The 25,631-nt window shown below is 62.9% G+C and carries 24 protein-coding genes; 2 read left to right on the top strand and 22 right to left on the bottom strand.

The features are described from left to right. Positions 1-446: 446 nt before the first annotated feature. Positions 447-1,847 (bottom strand): replication initiator protein A, encoded by a 1,401-nt coding sequence (locus tag E5Z01_RS08855; protein ID WP_135229030.1) that lies wholly within the window; start codon positions 1,845-1,847, stop codon positions 447-449. Positions 1,848-2,227: 380 nt separating this feature from the next. On the opposite strand from E5Z01_RS08855, the gene E5Z01_RS08850 reads away from it, so the two are divergent. Beyond that, positions 2,228-4,630 carry a putative bifunctional diguanylate cyclase/phosphodiesterase gene (locus E5Z01_RS08850; RefSeq protein ID WP_135229029.1) on the top strand — a complete coding sequence of 801 codons (2,403 nt, stop codon included), beginning with the start codon at positions 2,228-2,230 and terminating at the stop codon, positions 4,628-4,630. 71 nt (positions 4,631-4,701) lie between these two features. Here E5Z01_RS08850 and E5Z01_RS08845 read toward each other — a convergent pair whose 3' ends face one another. Both E5Z01_RS08845 and E5Z01_RS08840 read right to left on the bottom strand, forming a co-directional pair. Next, positions 4,702-6,336 carry a tetratricopeptide repeat-containing diguanylate cyclase gene (locus tag E5Z01_RS08845; RefSeq protein ID WP_135229028.1) on the bottom strand — a complete coding sequence of 545 codons (1,635 nt, stop codon included), beginning with the start codon at positions 6,334-6,336 and terminating at the stop codon, positions 4,702-4,704. Between the two features lie 261 nt (positions 6,337-6,597). Continuing rightward, positions 6,598-7,185, bottom strand: a complete 588-nt coding sequence (locus tag E5Z01_RS08840) for an IS630 family transposase (RefSeq protein ID WP_135229027.1) — start codon at positions 7,183-7,185, stop codon at positions 6,598-6,600. Between the two features lie 168 nt (positions 7,186-7,353). Between E5Z01_RS08840 and E5Z01_RS08835 the strand changes: the two genes are divergently transcribed. Then, positions 7,354-8,337 carry an IS4 family transposase gene (locus E5Z01_RS08835; protein ID WP_276321245.1) on the top strand — a complete coding sequence of 328 codons (984 nt, stop codon included), beginning with the start codon at positions 7,354-7,356 and terminating at the stop codon, positions 8,335-8,337. Here the strand turns inward: E5Z01_RS08835 and E5Z01_RS08830 are convergent. From E5Z01_RS08830 to E5Z01_RS08745, 19 genes are all read right to left on the bottom strand, one after another. Then, the gene (locus E5Z01_RS08830; RefSeq protein ID WP_240738256.1) at positions 8,293-8,604 is read right to left on the bottom strand and encodes a hypothetical protein; all 312 of its coding nucleotides are present in this window, start codon (positions 8,602-8,604) and stop codon (positions 8,293-8,295) included. The two genes, E5Z01_RS08835 and E5Z01_RS08830, sit on opposite strands and share 45 nt — an antisense overlap. Positions 8,605-9,206: 602 nt before the next feature. After that, the gene (locus E5Z01_RS08825) at positions 9,207-9,494 is read right to left on the bottom strand and encodes a thioredoxin domain-containing protein (protein ID WP_135229025.1); all 288 of its coding nucleotides are present in this window, start codon (positions 9,492-9,494) and stop codon (positions 9,207-9,209) included. Continuing rightward, the gene (locus E5Z01_RS08820) at positions 9,487-10,503 is read right to left on the bottom strand and encodes a ribonucleotide-diphosphate reductase subunit beta (RefSeq protein ID WP_135229024.1); all 1,017 of its coding nucleotides are present in this window, start codon (positions 10,501-10,503) and stop codon (positions 9,487-9,489) included. The genes E5Z01_RS08825 and E5Z01_RS08820 overlap by 8 nt, the downstream gene beginning before the upstream one ends. 16 nt (positions 10,504-10,519) lie before the next feature. Then, positions 10,520-12,607: a class 1b ribonucleoside-diphosphate reductase subunit alpha gene (gene nrdE / locus E5Z01_RS08815; RefSeq protein ID WP_135229023.1), complete on the bottom strand. Its 2,088-nt coding sequence runs from the start codon at positions 12,605-12,607 to the stop codon at positions 10,520-10,522. Then, a complete protein-coding gene (gene nrdI, locus E5Z01_RS08810; protein ID WP_135229022.1) occupies positions 12,591-13,019 on the bottom strand; it encodes a class Ib ribonucleoside-diphosphate reductase assembly flavoprotein NrdI in 429 nt (142 codons plus the stop codon). The genes nrdE and nrdI overlap by 17 nt, the downstream gene beginning before the upstream one ends. Before the next feature lie 2 nt (positions 13,020-13,021). Then, complete coding sequence (locus tag E5Z01_RS08805; protein ID WP_119766786.1) at positions 13,022-13,237, bottom strand: hypothetical protein; 216 nt, start codon at positions 13,235-13,237, stop codon at positions 13,022-13,024. Beyond that, positions 13,227-13,718 carry an acyl-CoA thioesterase gene (locus E5Z01_RS08800; RefSeq protein ID WP_240738255.1) on the bottom strand — a complete coding sequence of 164 codons (492 nt, stop codon included), beginning with the start codon at positions 13,716-13,718 and terminating at the stop codon, positions 13,227-13,229. The genes E5Z01_RS08805 and E5Z01_RS08800 overlap by 11 nt, the downstream gene beginning before the upstream one ends. Before the next feature lie 580 nt (positions 13,719-14,298). Further along, positions 14,299-14,598 (bottom strand): hypothetical protein, encoded by a 300-nt coding sequence (locus E5Z01_RS19470; protein WP_167757838.1) that lies wholly within the window; start codon positions 14,596-14,598, stop codon positions 14,299-14,301. A 208-nt stretch (positions 14,599-14,806) separates the two neighbouring features. Continuing rightward, positions 14,807-15,082 carry a PAS domain-containing protein gene (locus E5Z01_RS08790; RefSeq protein WP_240738254.1) on the bottom strand — a complete coding sequence of 92 codons (276 nt, stop codon included), beginning with the start codon at positions 15,080-15,082 and terminating at the stop codon, positions 14,807-14,809. Positions 15,083-15,113: 31 nt separating this feature from the next. After that, positions 15,114-17,168: a chemotaxis protein CheB gene (locus tag E5Z01_RS08785; protein ID WP_167757837.1), complete on the bottom strand. Its 2,055-nt coding sequence runs from the start codon at positions 17,166-17,168 to the stop codon at positions 15,114-15,116. Between the two features lie 270 nt (positions 17,169-17,438). Next, positions 17,439-18,170 (bottom strand): ABC transporter ATP-binding protein, encoded by a 732-nt coding sequence (locus E5Z01_RS08780; RefSeq protein ID WP_135229019.1) that lies wholly within the window; start codon positions 18,168-18,170, stop codon positions 17,439-17,441. Between the two features lie 36 nt (positions 18,171-18,206). Then, positions 18,207-19,277: an FtsX-like permease family protein gene (locus E5Z01_RS08775; protein ID WP_135229018.1), complete on the bottom strand. Its 1,071-nt coding sequence runs from the start codon at positions 19,275-19,277 to the stop codon at positions 18,207-18,209. 525 nt (positions 19,278-19,802) lie between these two features. Then, positions 19,803-20,771: a GGDEF domain-containing protein gene (locus E5Z01_RS08770; protein WP_135229017.1), complete on the bottom strand. Its 969-nt coding sequence runs from the start codon at positions 20,769-20,771 to the stop codon at positions 19,803-19,805. Between the two features lie 140 nt (positions 20,772-20,911). Beyond that, positions 20,912-21,940, bottom strand: coding sequence for an LLM class flavin-dependent oxidoreductase (locus E5Z01_RS08765; protein WP_240738268.1), 1,029 nt, complete (start codon positions 21,938-21,940; stop codon positions 20,912-20,914). Continuing rightward, on the bottom strand, positions 21,919-22,194 hold the full coding sequence (locus tag E5Z01_RS19950; RefSeq protein WP_240738252.1) for a hypothetical protein: 276 nt from the start codon (positions 22,192-22,194) through the stop codon (positions 21,919-21,921). Before E5Z01_RS19950 ends, E5Z01_RS08765 begins: the two co-directional genes overlap by 22 nt. Positions 22,195-22,227: 33 nt before the next feature. Further along, positions 22,228-22,827 carry an alpha/beta hydrolase gene (locus E5Z01_RS08760; RefSeq protein ID WP_135229016.1) on the bottom strand — a complete coding sequence of 200 codons (600 nt, stop codon included), beginning with the start codon at positions 22,825-22,827 and terminating at the stop codon, positions 22,228-22,230. A gap of 69 nt (positions 22,828-22,896) precedes the next feature. After that, positions 22,897-23,859, bottom strand: a complete 963-nt coding sequence (locus E5Z01_RS08755; RefSeq protein WP_135229015.1) for a ring-cleaving dioxygenase — start codon at positions 23,857-23,859, stop codon at positions 22,897-22,899. 131 nt (positions 23,860-23,990) lie between these two features. After that, positions 23,991-24,947 (bottom strand): VOC family protein, encoded by a 957-nt coding sequence (locus E5Z01_RS08750; RefSeq protein WP_135229014.1) that lies wholly within the window; start codon positions 24,945-24,947, stop codon positions 23,991-23,993. Further along, entirely contained in the window at positions 24,944-25,387 is a 444-nt protein-coding gene (locus tag E5Z01_RS08745) for a MarR family winged helix-turn-helix transcriptional regulator (RefSeq protein WP_135229013.1), read from the bottom strand. The genes E5Z01_RS08750 and E5Z01_RS08745 overlap by 4 nt, the downstream gene beginning before the upstream one ends. Between the last annotated feature and the right edge of the window lie 244 nt (positions 25,388-25,631).

The raw sequence follows: 25,631 nt of genomic DNA, 5'->3' as shown, positions 1-25,631 counted from the left end.
ATCAGGCGGGGGTATGCATATCCACTCCTGGCGCGAATTTTTCGCCCTAAATTCCCCAAAGAGACAAGCTCAAGGGTGTTTTTTTCCCCAAAGAGACAAGCTCATTCCCCAAAGAGACAGCAATATTCATCCAGTATTCCCCAAAGAGACAAGCTGTCTCAACTGCAATTCCCCAAAGAGACAATACAAATTCCCCAAAGAGACAATATCTAAAAAATGCCCATTCCCCAAAGAGACAAGTTCGGAAGGCCTCAATTCCCCAAAGAGACAGTATCATTTGCCCCCAAATCCCCAAAGAGACAAGCTCAGAAGTTTTCGTTGAGAAGTTGCCTGCTGGACACCCTTTTTTGCTTCAAATCCCCAAAGAGACAAGCTCATCTTCTGGAAAATTCCCCAAAGAGACAAGCTTCCCCAAAGAGACAATATGTAGTTTCTGGAAAAACGTCCTAAAGTTCGATCTGGCCGCGTAATTCCCTGGCATAGGCGGCCAGCGTCTTTTCGGCCATGGCGCGGGTCAGGGCGCGGGCGGTATCCAGGGCGTCCAGCGTGCCGTTTCCCACCAGCGTGGCAACGACCCCCATTTCCTCTTTGGTCATGTGCTCGGTCATGATCATGTTCAGCAGGTTCAACATGCGCTTTTCACGTGCTTCCGGGGCCAGGGTCAGCCACTCCTCGGCCTGCCTGGTTTCCCAGTCCTCATCGACTGTTTTTGCGGCTTTGCGTTCCCTGGGTTTTGATGGCGTGTCCAGCGGTCTAGGGTGCGCGGCGTCCATGTATTCAGCGTACTTGTCCGGGTTCTGAAACATGTCCACCAGCAGGCCCTGGCGGTTTTTCACGGGCGTGCGGGCCTGGGCGACCACACGGTGAAAGGCCGCCACTGTGACCTCGACCTGACCGGCGTGCTCCTGCACGATTTTCACGGCATTCGGGGCACTCAGCCCATTTTTGGTGAGCAGCGCCACCAGTTCCGCGTTCACAGGCGCGGCCACCTTCCCGAAGCGGTAAGTGACCTGCTGCGATTCGCCCCGGCCGGTGTAAACGACTTCCAGCAGATACTTGGTTTCCAGCAGTTCACCGTGTGCAGGTTCCAGGGCGCGGCGAATCTTGTCCAGCCGCCAGCCTTGCATGCCCAGATGCTCGCCCCAGATGCGGGTGCTGACGGTGTACTCGTTGGTGGCGACCTTTCCGGCGGGTGCGCGGCGCTCCTCCAGGCTGCGGTACAGCGTCCGAACCATGGGCTGCGACAGTTGCGAATAGAACTCGAGGTCAAGGGGACGCAGGTGCCCGTTGCGTACGCTGCGCGTAATGGCGCGGGCAAGTTGGATTTCCAGCATGGTGTCGGCCCGCAACTGCCCGATGTCATCGGCGATTTCGGTGACATCCACACGGGCAAAGGAGCTGATGATGCTGAATTCCTCGCTGGTCCACTGGTGTTGCCGACCATCGAACCACGAGTCGGTGATGGCGAAGGTGGAACCCTGCAGGCGGCGCAGGCTTTCAAGCAGTTCGCTGTATTGCCGTCCACCCACGCGCAACCCCGCCAGGGTCAGCAGGCGGTAGGCCGAGAGCTGCAGCACGCCGGTGTTGGGCAGACCCTGCTCCACGAACGCGTTGACCAGGCCCACGATGATGTCGTTGTCCAGGCCGTGCGGCACCACCGAGTCACTCCGGGATACGCACTTGACGTGAATGGCTCCCAGGGCGTCGGTGGTCAGTTGTTTTTCCCAGCTTTGCATGGTGTCGGGCACGCGGTTTTGTGCCAGGGCCAGCGCCAGGCGGGCAATGTTGCGTTCGTCGTGGCCCTGCACCTGCCGGATTTCCTTGACCTGCCGGGACTCCTTCGCCATACCTCAAGGTAACGGCAGAATATCATGCACGTCCACAGACAGCTTTTTCGGACTGGGATCCAGCTGTGCCGAAGAACTTTTTCATTTCAGAAGTGCCGCAGGCTTATTGTCTCTTTGGGGAATTGAGATTGATACCCGCCCAGTAGGATCGGCAGGTTCGCGCTGCGTAACCCGACCTCTCCTGCAACGGGTCAACCTTGGGAAAGGCCGGAAGGGTAATGCAGAACCGAAATGCGGACGTGCCACGCCAGGCCTACCTTCTCTGCCGCCTGTTTGAAGCTGTGTTCAGAAGCTTGTCAGCTTTCCGCCGATAATATTGAGCTCCGCTTCAGGGTTTCAAAGACCCTGTCCACTGCAAGCCTCGATCCCAGGGAACTTTCATGTCGCTTGACCATCCTGCCCATGCTCGCCTCACGGCTGACCGCCACACCGTTGATCAACTGAACGACGAAGCCGACGCACTGCTGATGGTCTCCATGCAGCGCGCGCAGGAACTCGCCGGCGAGGCGCTTGAGCTGGCCGAGCGGTGCGGCTATGAGGCTGGAGTGGCGCGTGCCCGCATGCTGATGGGCTACGGACATTTCTATCTGGCCAACTACGCGCAGGCGCGCGCCGCCTTCGAGGAGAGCGCGGCCGTCGCGGTGTCGCTCGGCCTCAAGGCGCTGGAAGCGCGTAACCTCAACGGCCTGGGGATTACCAACGTCAAGATAGGGCAACTGGGACAGGGTTTGGAGTACCACCTGCGCTGTCTGCGACTGGTGCAGAGCATGCAGGACGTGCTCGGTCAGGCCAAAACACTGAACAACCTCGGCAACCTGTACCTTGACCTCAACGATTTCGAAACCGCGCTGACGTACCACCTTGAAGCGCTGGAACTGGCCCATCAGCTGCAGCATTCCGTGCTCATCTCCAGCGCCTCGATCAATACGGCGCTGAGCTATCACAAACTGGGCCAGTACGACAAAGCCCTGTCCCTGAACCTCGCCACGCTCGAGCGCGCCCGTGACGCCAACTTCAAGCAGCACGAGGGGCTGATTCTGGCCAACATGGCGCGTGACCTGCTGGTGCTGGGGCAGCTCGACGACGCCCTGAACGTGTCGCAGCAGGCCGTGCAGTTCTCAGATGAACTGGGCGACCGCGAGAATATGTGTGACGCCCTGCTCACGCTGAGTCAGGTGCTGATGAGCCAGAATCAGCCTGACGCGGCCCTGGTTCCTCTCAGGCAGGCGGTGACGCTGGCGGACGCGCTGGACTTCTCGGTGCGCCAGGCCGAGGGCCACCGCGATCTGGCCGCTCTGCTGGAGCAGCAGGGGGCCTACCAGGAGGCGCTCAGTGAGGCCCGCCTGGCGGCGGCGGCGCAGCAGGCGGTCATGGCCGATATGCTTCAGCACAGAACGCAGGTAATGGCCGCGCAGTTCAAGATCGAGCGCCTGGAACACCGCGCCGCGGAGGAGCGCCTGCGTTACCTGGAACTCTCCGAGGCCAATGCCGCCTTGCAGACCGCTCAGGAGCGCCTGGCCTATCAGGCCCAGCATGACAGCCTGACCGGTCTGCTCAACCGCGCTGCCTTTGAAGAGCTGCTTCAGGCCAGTTTGCAGTCGCACCCCCACACCGAGATGGGCGTCCTGTTTATCGATCTTGACCACTTCAAGCAGGTCAACGACACCCTGGGGCACGATATCGGCGACCTGATGCTCAAACAGGTGGCCGAACGCCTGCGCCACTCGGTTCGGGAAGGCGACCTGGTCGCGCGCCAGGGCGGCGACGAGTTCATGGTGCTGCTGAGATCCATGCGGCTTCACACCGGAGCTGAGATTGCGGCGACGCGCATTCTGGAGGCGCTGAGTGCCCCGATGGAACTGGCCGGACGCGAATGGCGCATGACCGCCTCTATCGGTGTGGCAGTCTTTCCCGACGACGGCAGCGACATCACCACCTTGCAAAAGAACGCGGACCTGGCCATGTACCTGGCCAAACGCGAGCGTCACGCGGTGCGGCGGTTCCAGGCCGACCTGGGGCAGGCCGCCATGGAGCAACTCGAACTCGGGCAGGCGCTGCGCCGGGCGCTGGAGAACGGCGAACTGCGCCTGCATTACCAGCCGATCGTGGACGCCCAGACGCTTGAACCCGTGGCCCTCGAAGCGCTGGTGAGGTGGCAGCACCCCCAGCTGGGCCTGCTGCCGCCTGGCCGCTTTATTCCTGTGGCAGAGACGAGCGGTCTCATGTCGCCGCTCAGCCACTGGGTGCTGCGCGAAGCCTGCGCGCAGCTTAGTCATTTGCGGGCGCGCTGGCCGGCGCTGAAGGTCACCGTCAACGTGGCGCCGCAGCAGTTCGTGGAGGCGGATTTTGCCGATCAGGTCAGCGCTGCGCTTCACGACTTCGGTCTGGATCCCAAAGCCGTCATCATCGAAGTCACCGAGGGGGCCGTGGTGGGTGACGCGGGATTCCTGCAAGCCGAGGAACTCGACGGCGCCGGCCTGGATCTGGCGCTGGACGATTTCGGAACCGGATACTCCAGCATCAGCCGCCTGCACCAGCTGCCGGCACGCTGGCTCAAGATCGACCGGTCGCTCATCCAGGATCTGCGTCCCGTGCCTGAGCGCCGTTCGTCACGGCCGATCGTGCGCGCCCTCATCACTTTCGCCCATGAAGCGGGCCTGCAGGTGGTCGCTGAAGGCGTGGAAGACCCGGAGCAGCTTCAGGAATTGCAGGACTGGGGGTGCGACCTGATTCAGGGCTACCTGATTGCCCGCCCGCAGTCGCCCGAACTGCTGAAGCTGTAGGGCAGACCGCGCTTCAGGCGGAAAAGCGCGTGTGGTTGGCCTGGCCTACGCCTGTCTTCTGTCAGCGGCCTTCAGGTGGGGGCGGGCAGTTTCGTTGCTGCCCGCTGACGTTTCACGCGGTACATGGCCTCGTCGGCGCAGCGGTTCAACTCGGTGAAGCTCAGGCCGTCATGCGGGGCCACGGCGCTGCCTACCGACGCGCTGATGTGCACGGTCTGCCCATACACGGTGAACGGCTCGGTCAGGGCGCGCAGGAGCTTCCGGGCGACCCGCTGCGCGTCGTCTGGACTGCTTAGGTGGGGGAGCAGCACCGTGAACTCATCACCGCCGGGGCGGGCGATCACATCCTCGCGCCTGAGCTGAGCACGCAGGCGCGAGGCCACCTGCCGCAGCAGGTCATCCCCCGCGTCGTGGCCCAGGGTATCGTTGACCGCCTTGAAGCCGTCCAGATCGAGGAACAGCAGGCCCACGCAGCTCTCCCCGGCGTGTTTCAGGGCTTCCGCTGCTCTTTCCTGAAAATGGGGGCGATTGGCCAGGCCGGTGAGGGGATCGTGCGCGGCCAGGTGACTCAGCAGCGCGTGATCCTCGCGCAGGGCCGAGTGATCCTTCAGGAGTTGCTGCCGGCGCTCCCGCTCCTGTTCGGCCTCACGCCGTAGCGTCTCCAGTTCGAACTGCGCGGTGATGAAACGGGTCTTGCGGTCCACGTTCTCGGCGTGAAGCTCGCGTTCCAGCTGGTAGTGGGCGCGCAGGAACGCCAGCGCACCCTGGAAGTCGCCCAGCGCTTCCTGGATTTCACACAGCAGCCCCAGGGCGTCGCGCTCCTGCGTGCGGATACCGTATGTCTGGGCCAGGTTCAGGGCACGTTCTGCGGCGGGCAGGGCCTGCGCATACTGCCCCTGCTGCTGATACGTCATGGTCAGAACATTCATCAGGTAACACAGATGCATCTGTTCACCGATGTCTTCGGCCACGGGCAGGGTTTCCAGCACGACGCGCCGCGCCGCCTCCAGCTGTCCGGTTTCCCGCAGGCTGTTGGCCCGGTGGGCCTGGGCCACCACCAGCGGCTGATGCGCCTCACTCTCTTGCAGATTCGGCACGAGTTCATCGGCCAGGGTCAGAACGCGGTCGTGGTTTCCCAGGTTGCAGAGGTCGACGAGCACGTTCACGCTGGCCACAAGGCTCAGGATTCTGTCGCCCATTTGCCCGGCCACCGCCACCACTTCCTGGTGGGCGGCCAGGGCGCTGCTGTGTTCGCCAAGTTCGGATCTGAGGGCCGCGATGTTGTTCAGTACCCGCACGCGCCCCAGTTCGTCGCCGGTCTCCAGCGCCAGGTGAGAACTCTGCATAAAGTATTCCAGTGCCCCGGCGTAATCGCCCTGGTGACTGACCACATTCCCAAGGCCGTTGAGCGCGCGCGCTTCCAGGCTGCGGTCTCCTTCTCCCTGTGCGATGCTCAGCGCCTCGTGAAACGCCCTGTACGCCTCGTCGTACTGGGCCTGGTAAAACAGCGTGGCTCCCAGGAATACGCCCGCCTGGCCCGCCCGCAGCGCCTCGCCGGCCTCCTGTGCCCGCGCGATTACTTCGCGGGTCAGCTGCTCGGCCGCCTTGGGATCGACCACCACCAGGTCTTCGGCGCGGGCCAGTTGGACGTCCAGGTCAGCCTGCGTCGTGCCGACCTTCGGTTCACTGGGGGGGCGCTGCGTCATCCACAAAGGATAGAAAGTCCTCTGTCACTGGACTATTTCAGCCGAACCGGGCCTGGCTGTCGACGGGCGGGGGAGAGACTGCTGGCTGAGAACCCGCGGAACAAGCGGCCCCCGCGCCACGCCTGCGACTCACTGGGGCGTTCTTGACACTGCCGCCTATCGCCGAAAGGGTGTGCTGCCCGTGGCCTTTATGCCGGCTGCATTTACGTATTAGCTGGGTAAGGTTCTTGTCACAGGGACTGGCAAATTATTGATACCGCGCTAAGTTGATGTCGTCTGAAGGTCAAGACCAAGAAGTTGAGCGGGTAACTGACGGTAGCGAATTTTCGGCCAGACTGTTCTCAAGTAAGCCTTGAGTTGTTCCAGGGTCTCGGGACAGAAATTGGCAAGATGATGGCGCTTGACATAGGCCCAGACGCGCTCAATCGGGTTTAGTTCTGGGCTATACGGTGGGAGGTAGGTGATACTCAACCGCTCCTGCGTGGCAACAAAGTCCGTCACCATCTTCGCTCTATGAATTTTAGCGTTGTCTACGACGACGGTCATTTTGCCTTCGATGTGCCGCAGGAGGTGCGTCAGGAAGGCGATGAAACCAGTCGCCTTGATTGAACCCTCATGTGTTTGCTGGAAAAACTGTCCTCCAGACGTGATTCCCCCGATGATGGAGAGCTTCTTCCAATTGGTCTTGGCCAGGATCATGGGCGTTTCTCCGCGTGTGGCCCATGTATTCCCCACGACAGGCTTGATGCTGATCCCGACTTCATCGGCCCAAATGACTGTTTCTCCCTCGTCTATCTCAGTACCCGACAACTTAGGTTTGAGGTGGTGTGGGACGGGAAAATTGATCAAAAAGGGACTTTGATTCCGATGTGAACGACAAAAGGCGGGAGTGTTGAAGGTGTGAACGCCTCAACCCCCGCCCATCCACACACTACCGAACTCACCCAGCACTTCAAAGCACTCATCCCAACGCTGCGTATCGATACGCTTCAGCGCCTCATTGACATCATGCTGGCGATGATTACCGCCCAGAGCGTCAATCACCACAAGCTCTCCCCACATATGCCAGGGAAGAGCAGTGTTGAAGCCAAGAAACGCCGCGTAGAACGCGGCGTGGGCGACGAACAATTGACCATGCAGACCTTCCTGGCGCTGATGCTCAGTCACATTCCGCCAGGGAAGTGGTTGCTGAGTCTGGATCGCACGAACTGGAAACATGGCGAATCACCTATGAATTTACTCGTGCTGGGCGTGGTGATTCACGGGTACACCATCCCGCTGATGTGGGATGCATTGGACAGTACGGGCACCAGCGACACGAAAGCCAGAATGTGGGTCGTCAGTCAACTGCTGCGGGCCTTTCCAGCGTGTCGCTGGCGGGGTCTCGTGGCAGATCGGGAGTTCATCGGTGCTGAGTGGTTCCGATTTCTGCGGAAGAAGGGGATCAAGCGGGCGGTACGCATCAAGAAGAACACCAAACTGGACGCACTCCGGGGAGATGAGTGGTTCGGGAACATCCAGCACGGTCAATACCGTTGCATGGTGGAGAAAGCGGGTGTATTCGGGGAAGTGATGCAGGTGGTGGCAACGAGGTCACCCGAAGGTGACCTCGTGCTCATCGCTACAGATTTTGATGTGTTGGACACCGTGAAGCTGTACCGAATGCGTTGGTCTATCGAATGCACCTTCAGCAGCCTCAAATCCAGGGGCTTTGACCTGGAGCGTACCGCCATGACTGATCCAGCTGCTCTGGAACGCCTGTTTGGAATCGTCGTGTTGGCGTGGCTGAACTGTTTGCAGATTGGCGTATTTCGCTCCCAGGAGCGACCTATTCGGCGATTAAAACATGGTCGCTGTGCCATGAGCCTCGTTCAATACGGGGCGCAACTCCTCATTCATGCGCTGCGATGGGAGCAACACCTGCTCCACACGCTATTTCACCAGTGGACACAGCCTTTACTCCCACTCAGACAACAAAAAAGTGGAGTTGTCGGCTACTGAACAGCCGGACATGAAATGCGTCTTGCAGGGGTGGGTCTGGTTCACATACGGGGCAACGGCAATGACCATCTGCTTCGCAGGGAGGTTAACGCTCTCCTGCTGCCCATCTGGAAAAGTGAATTGCACGGCTGAGTCGGTCACGAAGCTCTTGACGCCGTTTCCCTTCCAGCTGTTGGCAAGTTGCATGGCCTTCTGCGGCGTGACGCCCTGGAGTTGAGCTGGCGTCGCCGGGCTGGATTGGGCAGAGGCCAGTGCGCTGAGGGTCATAAATCCGGTGGTCAACAGGGTTCGCTTTAGCATTTGGGTTACCTCTGCCCCACACGCTACGCATCCTGTGTTCAGCTTCTGTAAAGCTAACCGTGCCTCAGGCTCCGAGTCTTCAAATGGGAGCGGCCTCCGTCCCTGACAAATTGAGATTCCTGGCGCCCCAGTGCAACAAACGGCTTGCTTATTCGTGGGCAATCTTGTGGTGCAGGGTGGACGCGGCCTGGCTGATGTTCCTTTCAGTGGTGAAGTATCAAGAGGGGTCGGGACGGTTTCTGGTGCAATCACATCTCCAATAACTGCCCTTCGTCACTGCTTTTCTGCGGCTCCATCGATATTTGACTTGTCGGCTGCTAAGGCCACTCGCCTGGATTCTCGCGACGCTTCTTCAGATATCCGAAATCGAGATAGGCCCACTGAAAACGTGAACCGGGCCCGGCAGCGCGTGGCCGCCGGAAAACGCTAAATAGTGATTAGCCGTGATCTGCATCAGCCGGGATACGCTGTCCCAATCGCTGAAAACTCGACCCGTGTGCATAACTTGAATTCGGGTGCATAACACGCTATTCTTTGCACCATCAAAGCCGTCCACCTGGGCAGCTTTCTTATTGGGGCAAATCCCTATTCAGCCTTTCCGACATCAAAAAGCGCTGCACTTCGCCAAGTCCGCTGGTCTGTAAAAGGGTGGCACCACTCGTATGAATGAGCGCGGGCACGCTCTGAATTCGGTGAATCTGCGCGAGTTCGGAAAACCGTTCGGCACTCGTCTGGCGGTGAATCACCTCGATCCGGTCGTCGAAGGCGCCTTTCAGCGGCCCGGAGAGCATCTTCTTGAGCCGTTCGCAGCTCGGGCAGGCGTCCTGGGTGAGCAGCATGAAGGGACGCTCAGTCATGGGCGGCCTTTCGCGGTGGGGCGGCGGGAGACTCGCCCGGCCAGATGGCCTCAATGTCGTCGTCCGTCAGGGGTTCCACGCTGATCTTGCTGTAGCTGCTGCCCTTGGCCGAGAAGAAGTCGTGGGTGGTGCCACCGGCCCGGATGCCGTTCTGGATGACCGCGTTGATCTCCTCGTCCGGGAAGCTGCGGGGCAGGGCCAGGTTGTCGGCCAGGACGTTGAAGTTGAAGCGGATGAACGTCTTGACGTCGGCCGTCAGCCCGACGCCGGCGTAGAGCAGTTCGGTGTACGCCAGTTCGTTGCGGTACAGGATCTGCAGCGTGTCCTCGTACCAGGCGCGCGCGTACGTCTGCTCGGCGGGGTTCAGGGCGGCGTACTGCTCCTGCGCCAGCAGGGCGACGTACACGCCGTGCAGCGCCTCGTCCAGGATGATCAGATTGAAGATCTCCCCGGCCGCGACCATGCGCCCCTGTCCGGCCAGGTACAGCGGATAGAAAAACCCGCTGTAGAACAGCGCCGTTTCCAGCATGCAGGACACCGTCAGCTTCTTCCACAGGCCCACGGGCGACACGTCCGGGTCGCCGAAGACCGCCTGGATGGTGGCGATCTTGAATTGCAGGTGCGGCTGGGTGCGGACCCATTCGAACACCTCGCGTTCCTCACTGGCGCTGAGGAAGGTCTTGTTGATCAGCGAGTAGCTGCGGGCGTGAACGTCCTCCATCATGCCCTGAAACTGCAACGTGGCCTTGCGGATGTGGCCATCCACGAGGCCCCGCAGGGCGGGCATGCCCACCTCGCCCTGAAGGGTGTCCAGGGCGTTCAGGCCGGCGGAGGCGTGAATGTACGTCCACCTCTCCTCGTCGCCCAGCGCCTGCCAGACGAGCGCGTCGTTCGTGAGGGGAATTTCGTCGGGGAACCACAGCTGGGACGTGTACTTCTCGTAGAACGTGGCCGAGTAGCTGTCCTCGGGTTCCGACCAGTTAGTGGCGGAAAAAGGCGTCTGGGTCATGGGTGTCCTCGGGGCGTCAGACGACGCAGCTCAGGCAGTCCTGCACGTTCGTCTTGCGCAGGCGGGTGTAGTACAGGGTTTTAATTCCCAGGCGGTAGGCGTACAGGTAATAGCGTTGCAGGGTGCGGGTGGTGGCGCTGGCCGGCACGAACAGCGTGCAGCTGATGCCCTGGTCCACGTGCCGCTGCGCGGCGGCCACGGTGTCCAGCACGCGGCGCTGATCCATGTCGTAGGCTTCCTCGTAGTACCACTCCGTGTCGTCGGACAGGTGCGGCATGGGGTAGATGGTGCGGGCCTTGTTGCTGGTGCGCGTCTCCACCTTCTCGGTGATGGGCATGATGCTGGCGCTGGCGTGCGACACGTACGAGATGCTGCCGGTGGGCGCAATCGCCATCACGAACGAGTGCGCCAGGCCGTGAGTCTGGATGTCCTGCACGAGCTGCCGCCAGTCGGCGCGGGTGGGCAGGGTGTGGCCCTCGAAGAGCGCCGCGACCTCGGGCGTCTGCGGGTGAAAGTCCCGTTCCAGGTACTGGGCGAAGTGCTCGCCGGACTGGTACCGGCTCCCCTCGAAGCCCCCGAACACGAAGCCCGTCTCGCGGGCGAGTTCCATGCTGGCCTTGCGGGCGTGGTAGTGCACGGCCGCGAAGAACACGTCCACGAACTCCAGCGCCTCGGGCGACCCGTAGACGAGTTCCCTGCCCGCCAGGAAGGAATGCAGGCCCATGGCGCCCAGGCCGATGGAGCGCATCTCGTCGTTGGCGCGCCTGACCGCCGGGACTTCCGTGATGCTGGTGGAGCGGGCCACGTGGTCCAGCATGCGGACGGCCGCGCCCACCACCCGCCCGATCTCGCCGCTGTGCATGGTCTGCTCGATCACCAGACTGGCGAGGTTGCACGACACGTCCAGCCCGATCCGGTCCCGGTGCTCCTGCCCGTACGAGTGGAAGTAGCTGGGCGTGGTGGGTTGCAGGATTTCCGAGCAGAGGTTGCTCATCTTGATGCTGCCCACGTTGGGAATGGGGTTGGCGCGGTTGGCGTGTCCCTCGAACAGCAGGTACGGGTAGCCGCTCTCGCCCTGCGTCACCGCGATGTCCTCCAGGACGCGCCGCGCCGGGACGCGCTTCTTGCGGATATTCGGGTTGTCGGCGAGGGCCTGGTACTCCCGCGTCCAGTCGATGTCGGTGAACTCGCGCCCCGTGTGCTGAAACAGCGAGTGCGGGTAGAACTGGTAGATGTCCTCGCCCGCCCGGACTTTCTCCATGAACACGTCGGGGATGGTCGCGCCGACACTCAGGGTCTTCAGGCGGGCGTCCTCGTCGGTGGCGATCTTCTTGGCGTTCAGCAGGTCGCTGAAGTCCGCGTGCATCACGCTCAGGTACACGGCCCCCGCCCCGGGACGCTGACCGGCCTGATCGGCGTAGCGCAGCATGTTGTCCAGCATCTTCGCCACGCCCATGACGCCCTTGGTGACGTTCTGAATGCCGCGCAGCGCCTCGCCCCGCGCCCGCAGGTTGCTGACCTCCACGCCGATGCCGCCGCCGCCCTTGCTGAGTTCCGCCACGAAGGCCAGCGTCTTGGTGATCGAATCGAGGTTGTCGGTGCAGTCCTGCAACAGGAAACAGCTCACCAGCCGCCCGGTGTTGGCCTTGCCGGCGTTCATCAGCGTGGGCGTGGCCGGCGTGAAGGTCTGGTTGACGAGGTGATGCACGAGTTCGAGAGCGTCCTCGACTGTCTCCGAGCGGCTCAGGGCCGTGATGCTGAGACGGTCCTCGTAGCGTTCCAGCCAGCGTGTGCGGTCCGGGGTCATGGTGGCGTACTCGGAGTAGAACTTGTACGCCCCCATGAACGAGCGGAAACGGAACTTATAACTGTAGGCGCGGTCAAACACGGCCTGCACCTCTTCCGGCCTGTACCGCTCGAAGATCGCCCGATCCCACACGCCGTGCTCGGTCAGGTAGCGGATCTTCTCGGCCAGGTCGTGGAAAAAAACAGTGTTCGGGTTGACCTTCTCCTGAAAGTACACCTGCAGGGCGTCGGTGTCGAAGCGCGTGTCCACCGCGCTTCCGGCGAGGACCTTGTTGTTCAGTTCAATCCAGGGTTCCATGTGAGTTCCTCCAGGGTTCAGCTGGCCGCAAACGGGGTTGACCGTTTTCCTGCTCCATCAGCCACGCCACCACCCGCTCACGGTCGGCCCCAGTCCCGCCTTTGTTCAGTTTCGCCACAATGGGGACGTGGTGTTCGGCGGCGATCAGGTCGGCGGCACGCGCAAAATTCTTGCCCCAGTGAAAGGAGCCGCTGGCGACCACGCCGCGCAAAAGAGGCGCGTGAGAGTGAAGGAACTGGCGGGTGCTGGCCGGGACTTCTCCCGTACCGAAGGTGTAGGTCAGCAGCAGAAATTCGCGCTGTGGACTCTGCTGGCGAGCATCCAGCAGGTCGATGTCCCCGGCCTCCAACGCGACAGCCTGGGCGAAGCGCCGAACGTTCCCGGTCATCGAGTCGTAAACGAGTTGCAGCACGCTCAGCCTTTCAGCGGCACAGATTGGTGGCCTTGCCGCAGCTCCAAGTTGAATTCACTCATGTCGGCCGCCAGGACGTTGACCACCCGCCGGACTTCGGCCTCGGTCAGCACACCCTTGTCATGCAGGATGCCGAGCAGTTCCAGCATCATCTCGGCGCTGCCGCGTCCTCTGGCAATGCCCGTCAGCAGGAGTTCCACGGGCAGTTCAGCGGGCATGGCCGCTCACCTTCAGCGGCGGGACGCTGGTCGGTTGCCCGTCGTCGCCCAGGGCCACCAGCACGAATTCGCCTGTGCAGCCCAGCTGGCGTTTTTCGCTGTACATGTCCTCGATGAACAGTTCCACCAGCACCGTCATCGACGTGCGCCCGGTCTTGACCACACGGGCGACCAGTTCCACCATCGTTCCCTGCGGAATGGGCCGTGTGAAATCCAGGGCGTTCAGGTGGCGTGTCACGACCTTGCGGCGGCAGTAACGGGTGGCGGCGATGAAGGCGGCGCTGTCCATGTAGGCCAGGGCGTCCCCACCGAACAGCGTGCCGTGGTGGTTGGTATGCCCGGGAAAAACGACGTGCGTGACGCGGGTTTCGCCAGCGTAGGGTCGTGGTGGGTTCAGCACCTGGGGGGCACCGGGTGGGTAGTCGAGGAAATCCAGCACCAGTGTTTCGGGCGTGGCTTCAGATTTGGCGGGGTCAGTCACGGAAAACCTCCGAAAAGACGAGCAGGAAGGCCCAGGCGCTCGGGGCGTCTGCACCAGGAAAGTCAACAAAAACACGCCCGATCATCGGGGGCGTGTTCTCGAAAGGTCAGTTCAGCAAGTCTTCCCACCTGACGCCCCTGACGCGGGGGCGAAGCACAAAAGGCATACTCCGCGAGGCGAGCGTTCGGACTGAAACCGTAGCGCGACTGTGCCGGACTGAACCCGAATGGCTGGGCATGACCGGACTTCCCTCTGTTCCTGCGGAGACTTTCACCGTGAAAGCAACAGGGTGATACTACAGGTTGTATTTCTGGGCGGTCAAGGGCTGCATATGTAGCCGATACTTCCCAGATCATCAGGTGCTCGAAAAGGCGGTGAAGCGAAGGGGGCTGAGGGTGCCCTCACTTATTCCCAAAAACAGGTCTACTGGCTCCGCAGCTATGAACTTCTCGGGGCCTCTCCGGGAACGCTGCTGGGCCGAAGGTTCGCTTTCTTCCTGCATTCCGCCTCACAGGGAACTTTCGCGGCCCTGCTCGACCGGGCGCAGCAGTCCGGGGAGCGCCTGAGGGGTGAGGTACAGTTACAAGCGGATGACGGTGCCCCGCAGGAGATGCTGCTGGAAGTCAGCCCACACGAAGGACAGTGGCTGCTGACGCTTACCGACGTGACGCCCTTCAAGGAGGCCCACCGCCGCCTGATGGACACCGCCCACCTGCAGGAGGAGCAGCTCCGGGACGTGAACCTCGGACTGCGGCAACTGGCTGAGGAATTCGAGGCGGTGATGCGGCTTTCTGAGCAGCACCTGCATCACCGGCTGACCCGGGCGGGGAATTTCCTGGCCCTGTACCGCCAGGAGGCCCAGCCCCGGTACCTCGGCCATGTGGAGGCGGCGCTCGACCAGACGCAGAACCTGCTGGAATCACTCGAACATTACATGCAGATGCGGTTCATGCGCACCCGGATGCGGCGCGTGAACCTGGAGCAGGTGTGGCGCGACGTGGTGAAAGAGGCGAAGCGCGAGCTGGCAGGACGGGACGTGCAGATCACGGGCGCGGCCCTGCCGGTGCTGGAAGGTGACAGTCAGGTGTTCAAACGGGGTTCACGAAGCCGACGCCCACCGGCAGAGCCTCGAAGACCGCTGAGAGCCGCGCCTCGCTCACGCGCACCATCTCCTCGGCCCGTTTGCGATCCGTGATGTCATAGGACACGGCCAGGGCGGCGTAGATTTTCCCGGCGGCGTTGCTGAGTGGCACGCCGCGGGTAATGAAGATGCGCCCCTGCGTCTCGTGTTCGACCTCGAAGGCGTTGCCTGCCAGCGCCTGCCGGTAGCGCGCCTCGTGGTCGGCGATCAGTGCTGGCGGCATGGCCTGCGCCACCGTGCAGCCCACCAGCACTTCAGGGGTCCAAGCCCGCCGCCGTCAGCGCTTCACCCTGCGCGAGCTGGTAGCGCAGGTCGTGATCCACCACGAAGACCGCGCTGCCCGGCAGGTGCTCAATCAAGGCCCGCAGGCGGCTTTCGGACGCGCTCAGGGCTGCCTCGGCGCGCGCCCGCTCCACCGCTGCCCAGGTGCGTTCGGCGACTTCTTCAACCAGGGCCACCTCGGCCGCCGTCCAGTGCCGGGGCTCCTCCACCGCGACCACAAGTGCCCAAACCGGATTGTCGATGCCTTTGCGTGCCGAGGCGACCATCAGCGCACCCATCCGGAGCGCGGCGAATCCCTGTCTGTCCAGGTCGGAAAGCGCCGGGTCGGCGGCCGTGTCCGCCAGCACCAGCGTCGTCGCTTCTACCTGGGCAAAGGCCTCGGGGAAATCAGACAGGGTGAGGACGCCCTCGAGGGGGCTCAAATCCGGGCGCCGATACTCCGGCCCGATTTCCGCCAGGTCACGGCCCTTGTCGAACTGAGCGACATAGGCGCGGTCGAGGCGCAGGTAACCAGCAAGCTGATCCACTGCCATCTGGGCAATGGCGCGTGGATTCACCTCCATGCGCAGCCTGTCGCTCAGCATGAGCAGGAAGGCCTGCCGCTCCTCGCTCTCACGCAGAGCCGCCTCAGTACGCTTGCGCTCGGTGATGTCGCTCGCCGCACCGAACCACTCCAGAATCTCGCCGCGCTCATCCAGAAACGGAATCGCCCGTGACAAGATCCAGCCCACCCGGCCATCGGCAAGGAAAACGCGGTGTTCCAACTGGAAAGTCGTTTTGTGGCGGATGGCCTCATCGATGGCGGCCTGAACGAACGCCTTTTCCTCATCGGGAATGTAGCCTTCGAGCCAGGTTTGACTCGGGCGCTCGGTGTCCGCGAGTACGGACTTGCCTTCCAGCGAGTACACCTCGCTCCAGTCGGCACTCATGCGGTAGACCATGTCCGACGTGGCGTTCACCAGGAGGTGCAGGCGCTTCTCGGAAGCATGCCGGGCCTCTTCCAGGCGCTCGCGGTCGGTCACGTCCCGCATGACCGCCAGCAGGTGCTGACCTGAACCGTCCTCCATCCGCGAGACGAACATCTCCAGCACCTTCCCCTGTGGCAGCGACTCACGCACCAGGCGGATCGGTGTTCCTGTCTCCAGCACGCGGTCGTAATCGTCGTACCAGTCCTCGGCCTCGTCGGGGAAGCTCTCGCGGATGAACTGGCCGCTGAGGTCAGGGATGCCGAACATGGCCTGCATCGCCGTATTCATGGCCAGGTAACGGTAATCCCGCTGACCGTCAGCGCGGGGCGGAAGGCGCTCGAACAGGCACACGCCCTCGTCCAGCGCGTTGAACAGGGCGCGCTGTCCGGCGGCGCTGGAATCCGGCACTGAGGGCACTGAGGCTGGCTGCGCCTCCTGACGTGCCCCCACGCCCTCTGCCTGAAGACGGTCTCCCCCCAGCAGGTCGGCGACCACCTGCCCCAGCGTGCCAGGCGACAGCTCCAGGGTCGCGGTTCCATTGTCCATGAGGGCCTGCGGCAGTTCGGCCCCAGCTGCGCCCACTGGACGCTGCACCAGTACGGTTGCGCCCACGCCGCGCAGGTCGCGCGCTCCGTCCAAGCCGTCGCGCCCCTCACCGCCCAGAACCACCACCAGCGCACGTGCACCGATCCTGGTGGCCAGCGACGCCAGCAAACGGTCGAGCGGATGAGGCGTGGGGCGGTTCTCCCTCAACGTGAGGGTGCTATGGGCCCCAGCACCCATCTCCAGAACGGTGTGCGGGGGCGCGAGATAAACGCCTCCAGGGGCCAGGACGGTGCCATCCCTGGCTTCGTGCAGCGGCAGGGGAATCTGGTGCCGCAGATTCTCCAGTGCAGAATCCGTCGCAGGGTTCTCCCCTGAGATGGCGATCAGAACGGCCACGCTCAGCTCAGCGGGCAGTGCCGCCAGCACACCTGAGCTTGCCTCTGGCTGATCAGCCGGCGCGATCAGAACCAGCAGGTCAAAGGGGACTGCGGCAAGCGCGGGAGCAAAAGGCATAGCTGGGATGTAGTGTAGGCGCGTGTGGGCCCTGCCGGTGTGATTATCGGTCTGGCCTCCTTGGGTGAACAGCCAGGATGGCATGAGAAAACACTCAACGCTGCCGCCCCTGTCTCGGCCCCGAGGGGGCTCTCGGGTGAGTTCGGCCAGGCGGTCTGTTGTGCTTGCAGATCCAAAAACTGACCGCCACTCTCCTCTGACGAAAAGTGGCGGTGAAGTTGGAGCCCTGCGCGTGCAGACTGAATTCACCTCAGTGACTTCTGACGGCGGTCAGCCCTGAATGCGCCCGTCTTCCAGACGCACCACGCGGGTGCAGAGGTCTAGTACGCGCTCGTCATGGGTGACCATCACGGCGGCCTTATCCCTTTCCCGCACTTCGCGGGCCAGTAGCGAAACCACTTCGCGGCCTCGTTTGCCGTCCAGCGCGGCGGTGGGTTCGTCGGCCAGGATCAGCGCGGGGTCATTCATCAGCGCGCGTGCAATGGCGACCCGCTGCTTTTGCCCCCCTGAAAGGGCGTGTGGGTGGTGTCCCGCGCGCTCACTGAGGCCAAGGTGCGCGAGCAGTTCATCGGCCAGGGCCGCCACCTGCCGCCCGCCGCGCCCCGCCAGCCCCGGCACCAGCGTGAGTTGCTCGCGCACGTTCAGGTAGGGAATCAGGTTGCTGGCCTGCAAGACGAACCCGATCTGGTGCAGCCGAAACTCGGTCAGTTGCCGCGCACTCAGGCGGTCGATGTCCTGCCCGGCGATACGGATGCTGCCGCTGCTGGGCTTTTGCAGCGCGCCGGCCAGGGTCAGGAAGGTGCTTTTGCCGCTGCCACTGGGGCCAATGACCGCCACGAGTTCACCAGGGTGCACTTCAAAATCGGTGGGGTACAGGGCGGTGACCTGATTAGCGCCTTCGCCAAAAACCTTGCTCACACCGCGCAGGGCCAGGGTGGGCTGAGTGGCAGCCGCGGCAGCCGAAGGGACGAAATCGGGGGCAGTGGGGGTAAAGATGGTCATTTCACTTGACTCCTGAATGGGTGAGGGCAAAGAGGTTCAGCCGCCTTGACCAAGAGCCTGCAAAGGGTCGGCCTGGGCGATGGTGCGCAGCGAGAGAAGGCCGCCCAGCAGCGCCACCAGCAGCAGCAAGCCGCTGGCCTGGGCCACCGCCGTCCACGACAACGCAAACGGCATCCCCGCCGGCAGAACCTGGGTAGTGCCGTACATGGCGGCCACCGCGAGGGCAAGGGCGCCCAGCGTGAGCAGCAGCACCTGGGCCACCAGGCTGCCGGCCAGGGTTCGCATGCCTGCCCCAATCGCCTTGAGCAGACCGAACTGAGCCGTTTTTTGCAGGGTCATCACGTAGAAGAAGACCGCCATGACCAGTGCGGAGACCGCCACCAGAAACACCTGAATCATCAGCAGGCTTCCCTGTTCTTCCTTGTATCCAGGCAGCGATTGCAGCGCTTCACTGCGGGTTTGCGCCGCCAGTCCTTCAGGCAGGCTGGCGGGGGCCGGAGCCTGGGCTTGCAAGGCCACGCCGCTCACCGTGTCGTGGGCGCGCGGGTTGAGGGTGTGCCATTCATCCAGCGTCACGAAAATAACGGGCTGATGGTTCAGCCGGGCGCCTTCGGTGAAGCCCACGACTTTGAGTTCCTCGCCGCTCGGCTTGAGGATGATCGTGTCGCCCACTTTCACGCCGTCTTCCTTGAGGCTGCTGTCTACCACGGCACTGCCGGCATTCATCACGGTGCCTTCGGTGAGCTTAGGCGCGAGGAACGACTCAGGCTCCAGACCGAGCATCACGGCGCCGAGTTGGTTGCTGTCAGGAGTGTTCACGCCAAAGCTGACAAAGCTCTGGGCAAAAGGAACCGCGCCCGCATCCATTTTTTGCAGGGCGGTGATGTCCTCCGGGCTGATGAATGAACGCGTGAGATTGCCGCTGGCGTCCTTGGTCGTAATGATTGTGGCGGCGGGATTATTCAGCATCCAGGCCGCGCTGTCTTCGCTCAGGCCGCGCGTGAGGCCCAGCAGCATAAACACCATAAAGGCGAGCAGCGCCGAGATGCCGCCCAGCAATACTGAGCGCAAGAGGTTGAATTTCAGTTCACGGAAAGCGAGAAACAAGACAAAGCTCCTTTATAAATAAGCGAGGATGATGACCTACCGTTCGGTCAACATGGTTACCTACCGTACGGTAAGATGGTGGTGAAGTCAAGATCCACGTTGACCTGGGGCGAGGTCAGTAAAGGGCAAGTGAAAAACGCGCGGCAGCGCAAGGTGCCGCGCTGGTGCCGGAATTCACGCCTCAAGAAACCGGGCGGTCAGAGCGTCTGGCGAAAGAGCGAAGTGCTTTCTGGGCGAATGGACAGGCAAAGCTTGCAGAGAGCGAGTGAATAGAGATAAGCAGGATGGGCAGTGTCTTGCAGGGGGAAAATGGAGCCAGGCGGGCTGCCCGTCCATGCCTGCCATCAGGCGTGGCAGGTGGAGACCAGCCCCAGGGTCAGCCTGAGTGTCCTGGGAACAGACTCGAATTGCTCTTTACAGCAGACCCCAGACGAGGCCATACTTTCGGTGCAGGGCGATCTAGAGTGGGATTACTGAAACGCGACCCTTGTTGCGTCGCTGATGTGCCTCCGCTCTGCCCCCATCTCAACCATGGATGCGGTTGCGCCCGGCTTCCTTGGCCGCGTACAGGTGGGTGTCGGCAACCTGCAACACCCGGTGCCGTTCGCCCTGAACCGCCACCAGCCCCCCCGACAGCGTGACCTGCTCATCCGGCAACTGCACACGGCTCATCAGCGTGGTCTCGACCGCCTCCCGCACACGTTCGGAGACGCGCCGGGCATCTTCCATACTCCCGCCATTAAGCAGCACGGCGAACTCCTCGCCACCCACCCGGTACAGGCAGTCCGTGGCGCGCGTGGTTTCGCGCAGGGTGTCGGCCAGGGCCACCAGAACCTGGTCACCCATGGCATGACCGTACGTGTCGTTGATGCGTTTGAAATGGTCGAGATCCAGCCACAGCAGGAATGCCGTTTCCCCTGGGCGCAGGGGCTGAAAGTCGGCGTCGAACTGCCGGCGGTTGAAGCACCCGGTCAGGCTGTCCACCGACGCCAATTGGTGCAGCTGGCTCGTCCGGGACAGAGTCTGCAGGCGGCCGTGCATCACCTCGTGGGCCACGAACAGGCCCAGAGCCCCCAGCAGGGCGGTCGCCACGTACACGGGCAGGGCGTCCATCCAGGGCCGGCCCGCCTGAACGTACGCGGGAAAGTACGTGAGGTTGGCGACCGCGTAGAGGACAAGCGGCGTCAAGCAGCGTCGGCGGAGCGTCTCCTCTTGAAAAGTTGGGTGGAGCCGGGCCCAGCCGGTGCCCAGCGCGCCGAGGGTGGCGATCAGGAACATCTGGAGAATTCCCCACCACATCCCGTTCCCACCGAGCGTCATGCGGTACAGGCTGATCGGCAGGGCGACCAGGAGGGCCGGGAAGACGCCGTGACGGCGGGCGACAAGGGCCACGACCACGGCCCGGAAGTCGAAGCGGATGCCATCGAACACAAAAAGGCTCTGTGGGGTGAGGTAAAGGCCGAGGGCAACCAGAAGGACGTAGCGCAGGGCCACCCAGCCTGGGGGTCGTGGGAACGGGCAGTGCGGTAGGTGAGGCTGATGCCGAGAATCCCAGCGACGAGCAGGGCGAAGTTCTGGAGGATGTCATTAAGGTCTGTCCAGTGATCCATCGTCCAGTCACCCATTCACCAAGCCTACAGGAGTTCACCATGTACGCGGTGCACTTGAGGAGCGTCCCGCCAGAGGGGAGCGTTAGGGACGGGCCGAAGGGCGAAGCGGGGATGTCGAATCAGGTCAGTTCCGGCTAATAGACGGACGTCCGTGATGCGGTCAAATATGGGAGGGGAGCAGCGGATCGGGGGCTGCCAGCCTGGCGTTTTTGCCTTACTGACCCTGCGCCGCGCGGCCTCATCCCGCACGATAGGCGCGACTTTTGTTCCCAGCAACTCGATCGATTTCAGCACTTCTTTATGCGGCAGCATCCCCACTGACATCAGCAGGAAGCGGTCAAGGCCGAACAGTTCGTGCTGGAACAGGATTTTCTCGGCGACCTGCTCGGGGTCGCCCACGAACAGCGCGCCGCGCGGCGAGAGGTCGGCCTCGTAACTCTGGCGGGTCAGCGCGGGCCAGCCGCGTTCGCGCCCGATGCGGTTCATGCGGCTTTCCCGTGCGGGCCAGTACGTGTCGGCGGCCTGCTGCGCAGTGTCGGCCACGAAACCATGCGAGTTGATGCTGAGTTTCACCTTGGCGGCGTTTCCAGCGTCCTGCGCGGCGCGGCGGTAGAGGTCGGCGAAGGCCACGAACCGCTCGGGCATCCCGCCGATGATCGCCAGGGCCATCGGCAACCCCAGCTGCCCGGCCCGCACCGCCGATTCGGGTGTGCCGCCCACCGCCAGCCACACCGGCAGTTCGTCCTCGGGGCGCTCCTTGGGCACAGGGCGCGGGTAGACACCCTGTCCGCTCAGCGCATGACGGTACACGCCGCGCCACTGTATTTCTGTTTCTTTACGCAGCTTCAGGAGCAGTTCCAGCCGCTCCGAGAACAGGTGGTCGTAATCGAAGCGCCGCTCCCCCATGAACAGCGGAAACGACCCGGAAAAGGAGCCGCGCCCGGCCATGATTTCGGCCCGGCCCCCGCTGAGCAGTTCGAGGGTGGCAAACTGCTGAAATACCCGCACCGGGTCGTCGGTGCCCAGCACCGTCACCGCGCTGCTGAGCTTGATGTCCTTGGTGATGGGCGCGATGGCTGCCAGCAGCGTGCCGGGCGACGAGGCCAGGTCATCCGGGGGTGGGGCTCACCGACGGCGTACACGTCCAGGCCGACTTCAACGGCCAGCCTGGCTTCCTCCAGGAGTTCCCGCATGCGCCGCTGCGGGCTGGCCTCCTCGCCGAGGGTGTTCCGGGGTTGATAGTCCACGAAGGTGTGCAGACCGATTGCAAAGTGTGTTTCAACGTGGGGTTGAGCTGGGGTCGTCATAGGTGCTCCTTGCAGGCGTCGCAGGCCAGCCGCTCACAGCCAGTTTTTCGCCAGTTCCAGATCTTTCTGGGTCAATTCATGTCCGGCGGGCAAGACCTGTTCGGTCACGTCTGCGCCGAGTTCTTGCAGCAGTGGGCGAATGCCCTGGCCGAAAGGGGCAAAGGGGTCGCGCTGCCCGGCCAGGATCAGCGCACGCTTGCCGCGGAGGTCCGGGGCTGGTGGTTTTTCCAGCGCCTGCACGGGCCGCAGCAGAACGATGCCTGCAAAAGTATCCGGGTGTTGCAGCAGGGTCGCCAGCGCGATATTCGCGCCGTTGCTGTACCCCACCGCATAGACCTCGCCCGCGCTCAGGCCGTACTGCTGCGCGGCGTCCTGCACGAACTGTGCCAGGGCCTCGGCCTCCGAAATCAGGTGGGCCTGGTCGTACTTCGTGGCACTGAAGCGCCTGAAAAAACGCGGCGCACCTTCCTCCAGCGAACGGCCCCGCACGCTCAGCAGCCCGGCCTGCGGGTCAAGTTCGCGGCCCAGTGGGAGCAAGTCCTGTTCGTTGCCTCCCGTGCCGTGCAGCAGCAGCAGGGTGCGCTTCGAGGGGCCGGGGGCGTAGAGGTGAATCCAGTCAGGGGTGGTGGACACGGTGGCTCCTTTTCAGAAACGGGGCCAGGGAAGATGAAGTTCCTCCTGGCCCACGGCATGAGGGCAAGATCAGTCGATGGGCTTGAGGCCAGCCAGAATCTGCTCACGCCTGCTTTCAAATCTGGGGGGCAGGATCACCTTGTCGCCCAGCGTCTCCATGTCCTCGTCCACCCCGAAGCCGGGGCCGTCGGTGGCAATCTCGAACAGCACCCCGTTCGGTTCACGGAAGTACAGGCTGCGGAAGTAGTAGCGGTCGACTTCGCCGCTGCTGTGCAGGCCGAAGTGGTTCAGGTGCTCGTTCCAGGCATGGTACTGTTCGTCGTCGGGCGTGCGGAAGGCCACGTGGTGCACGCCGCCTGCGCCGGAAAAGGCTGCGGGCAGATCCGGACGCACCGCCACATGCAGCTCGGCGTGGGGGCCGCCTGCGCCCATCTCGTATACATGCACGGTGTGCTGCGGGCTGGTGGGGTCCGGGTACTGCCGCACCGGGCGCATATTCATCACTTTTTGCAGCACCAGGTCGGTGTTTCGCAAGTCCGGAACGGTCATGGTGATGGGGCCGAGGCCGCGAATCTGGTGTTCGGCCGGAACCGGACTCTTCTCCCAGGGCACCATCGGGTCACCCGCGCCGCCGTCGTTGACGAGCGTGAGGCGCTGGCCTTCCCTGTCCTCGAAGTCCAGGTACAGTCGTCCGTCGGTCTCGCGCAGGTCGCTGTGGGCGGTGCCCAGTTCCCCGAAACGCCCCTGCCAGTAGCGCAGGCTGGCTTCGTCCTTCACGCGCAGCGCGGTGCGGGTCACGGTGTGGTTGCCGCGCCGCTCCGGGCCGACCGGCCAGTCGAAGAAGGTCAGGTCGTTGCCGGGCGTACCGACTTTATCGGAGTAGAACAGGTGATAGGCGCTTACGTCGTCCTGGTTGACGCTGCGCTTGACTAGGCGCATTCCCAGATCCTGGGTATAAAAGCGTTTGTTCTCGCGGATGTCGGCGGAAACGGCGGTCAGGTGGTGGATACCGGTGAGTTGCAGGTCGTTCATGATGGCTTCTCCCGCGGGTCAGGAAAGGGAATGGCCCGCTTCAATGACCACGCCCTACAAGTATTTGTCTTGCAAGGCAACTAATTTGAGGCAAGATAAAGGTTGGGTAAGGGCAATCGGGCAGCTGTTATTTAGCTTCCCAACAGCGGCCTGACCTTCGCCTCGATCTCGGTGCGGCTCGCTTCCAGAAAAGGCGGCAGGCTCAGGCGTTCACCCAGGCTGTCCGGCGCTTCATCTGTGGCAAAACCGGGGCCGTCGGTCGCCAGTTCGATGATCAGGCCGGCCGGCGCGGTGATGTACACCGACTGGAACCAGTGGCGGTCGACCTCGCCGCTGTTGGGGGAGCCCAGCCGGTTCAGGTGCGCCAGCCAGTTCAGCAGCTCGGCCTCGTCCCGGACACGCAGGGCCACGTGGTGAACGCCGCCCGCACCGGGCCGGTGACGGGGCAGTTCGGGCGCGAGGGTCACGTGCAGTTCGGCGCTGGGGCCACCCGCACCCATCTCGAAAACGTGAACGGCGTGACCGTTATCGTCGTACTGCCGCGCCGGGCGCATGTTCAGGCCGCCTTGCAGAAACTCGCTCAGCGGCTCCAGTTCACCCACCGTGAACCCGCTGAAGCCCAGCCCCTGAAGCTGGAATTCGGCGGGCACGTCACTGCCGGCCCAGGGTGCGCCGCGTGGCCCCGCCCCAGCATCGTCGAAAATGGCCAGGCGCGTGCTGTCCACATCCTCAAATTCCAGTCGTTCGCGGCCATCGACTTCCCGGCGCACGACGGGCACGCCACCGTGCTCTAGACGCTCCTGCCAGAAGTTCAGCGCGGCCTCCCCGGTGACCCGAAAGGTCGTCAGGCTGATGCTGTCCTTGCCCCGGTGCTCGCGGGCGGCCCGCGGAAAATCGAAGAACGTCATGTCGCTGCCGGGGCTGCCCGCGCCATCGGCGTAAAAGAGGTGGTACATGCTCGGTGCATCCTGGTTCACAGTTTTTTTCACCAGTCGCAGGCCCAGCAGGCGGGTGTAAAAGTCGTGGTTTCTGGCGATGTCGGCACTCAGGGCACTGACATGGTGAAGGCCGGAAAATTGCTGATTCATCTGGTCGTTCTCTCCAGTTTCTGCCAGATCGCCGCCAGGGTCTGCTGCTCCTCGGCGCTCAGGCGGCCCAGGAACTGCTGGCGAACGTCCCGCAGGTGCTCCACATGAATGCGCCTGAGCTTCTGCTGGCCCTGCGGTGTCAGGTGAACCTGAAACCCGCGCCCGTCTGTCTCAGAGCGGAGGCGTTGAATCAGGCCCTGTTGCTGCAACTTGTCGGCCAGCCGGGTCAGGCCGCCTGAGGTGTAGCGCAATTTGCCGGCCAGGTCGCTCATGCGAATCCCGGCTTCGCCCGCTTCCTCGACGGCCAGCAGCAGTTCATAGCCGGCCATAGTCAGCCCGCAGCGTTTGATCATGGCGTCTTCCAGGGTGTTCCAGACCCTGGAGTGTACGCGCAGAAAGCCGTTCCAGGCCCCGATTTCCGTGGGAGTCAGGCGGCTCATACGGCGCGTCCGAAATCAGCATGACGGATAGACATGGACGCAGTTTACATCTATTTGTCTTGCCAAGCAACTATTCTGCTTGATGGATGGTCGCTGTTTCTGTCCACACCATCAGGTTGTGCCTCCGTCAGCGTATCCTGCTCAAGACCGACGACCATAAGAGAGGTGACACCGCCTTGCGCGAGAAACGCCGCCCGACCTTCAGGGAAAATAATGAAAAGACCCTTCTCCTCCGGAGCTTCGC

Origin of the sequence: Deinococcus fonticola (assembly GCF_004634215.1) — a bacterium.
Lineage (GTDB): Bacteria > Deinococcota > Deinococci > Deinococcales > Deinococcaceae > Deinococcus > Deinococcus fonticola.
Note: the sequence above shows the minus strand (reverse complement) of the source record. Positions and strands in the feature narration are given on the sequence as shown.